This is a genomic window from Solirubrobacter deserti, from assembly GCF_027587175.1.
Taxonomy (GTDB): domain Bacteria; phylum Actinomycetota; class Thermoleophilia; order Solirubrobacterales; family Solirubrobacteraceae; genus Solirubrobacter; species Solirubrobacter deserti.
In genome coordinates this window covers 1-1,682 of record NZ_JAPCID010000117.1, presented here as the reverse complement: position 1 = coordinate 1,682, position 1,682 = coordinate 1, and the positions used below count along the sequence as shown (strand labels likewise).

2 protein-coding genes are annotated in these 1,682 nt (G+C 66.3%); one reads left to right on the top strand and one right to left on the bottom strand.

Annotated features, from left to right (window positions below):
• Positions 1 to 727 (top strand): hypothetical protein (locus OJ962_RS34175; RefSeq protein WP_270006957.1); only part of this gene is annotated, 727 nt, incomplete at its 5' end.
• A 452-nt stretch (positions 728 to 1,179) separates the two neighbouring features.
• Here the strand turns inward: OJ962_RS34175 and OJ962_RS34170 are convergent.
• On the bottom strand, positions 1,180 to 1,682 hold a 503-nt coding region (locus OJ962_RS34170; protein WP_270006956.1), incomplete at its 5' end, for a hypothetical protein.

Genomic DNA, 1,682 nt, shown 5'->3' with positions numbered 1-1,682 from the left:
ATGCTCACGGCTGGTCATGACCGCCACCTTGCAATCACAGGCGAAAGTGGTCTTTCTCGACGATTTGACCATCGGGGGCCGGGGCATCAGGGCCCGTGTGCTTGAGGATGGGTTCGTGGGGATAGGCGTGCGGCGGCACCGTGGTTGGCCTTGGCCGGACGACAGCTGGGGTTTGACGCCGATGTTCGGCGAAGGCGGCTGGTGTCGCGCGTGTGGCACCCCCTTGTCGGAGCAGGCCGGATCGCTGAGGCTGCAGCGCAAAGGCGTAACCGTTCGCGGTGCTTGGGTCCCGAATTGGCGATTCGACGCCATCTGTGTTGACGCGGCGCTCGCCGACGAGGTTCGCGCCCGGTTCTCGGTGTCGTTGCTGCCGGTCAGGTGGCCGCGTGGTGGAGACGCAGGTGCCTTCCAACTTGTCGTGCCCTCTGGGGACGTGGCGTGGTTTGCCGGTGAGGAGCTCGCGGCGGCGGCGCGTGCACGGCACGGGACGGATGGAGCGCGCTGCGGACGTTGCGGGACATGGCGATGGATGCCGCTACGAGGAGGTTTGCTCCCACCGTTGGTCGTGCGTGAGCACGACCTGTCCGGCGATGCGGTCGCCAGTCCCGAGTGGTTCGGCGACGGCTGCAAGTCGTTCCGCCAGATGCTCGTGCGGCGTTCGTTGGGAGAGCTGCTGGCTCACGCGAGTCCCCGCGACTTTGCGCTTCGAGATCCGGCCTGGCGATGACGGTCGACCGTGGCTGACGGGTGCTCGCAGATGAGCGCTTTTCGACGGATTCGCGCATTCGATCGGCTCGGTCGCTACGACGAGCCGGGGCGCTCCGGAGGCATACTGGCGGCGTGGAACCAACGCCAGAGCAGGTCGAACGGGGAAGCGGGGCGCTTGTCCCGTTCGTGAAGGCATGGAACCTGCCCCTGAATCCCGAAGAACTCGCGGAGATCGCCTACGCCGTGCTCGTGCACCACGACAGTCCGGCGAGTTGGGAAGAGATCGACGCGGCTGTCCGTGCACAGATCGAGGAATACCGGCAGCAGGCCGAGTCGTGGACCAGGCGATGCGTCGCGACGCCGGGTAGTCAGCTGCTGCCTGCAGGCAAGGCTCGGGCTTGCCGACGAAGCGCTTCTCAACGAACAGGCGTAGCTCCAGGACGGCGTTACGCGACCTTGGGATGCCTGCGCTCAGTTGTCGCCGAAGAAGTCGGCGACGAAGCGAACGTCGCCGGCTCCGCCGTCGAGGGAGCCGACGGCTTCTTCGCGGTACTCCACGACGAACTCAATCGCCGCGTTCCGGGCGAGGCCGGAGAATGCTTCGATCAGAGCCGCGACATCGTCCCTGATCGCGGTCTCATCGGTGTCATCGCCCGGGTCCGGCAGTTCCATGGCGACGCCGATGGTGCGCAGGACCGGCAGGCCGCCCGGTGTGGTGGCTGGCAACTCATCGAGTTGGTCGACGAAGGCGAGTTGGAACGACCACATTCGATCGGCGAGGATGTCGAACTGCTCGCGGCATGCGCGGGCGTCGTCCTCTGAAGCGCTGCCGTCGACACAGATGAGGAGGTCGGGCACGACCCAGAGCCTAGGGAGGCGGCCGTCTTCCGACCACAGCAAACGGATCCTCCTCGACGAACTCGCCCGTCCACGAGGCGTGATCTCGAGCAAGGAGCCTTCGTAGTCCGACGCGA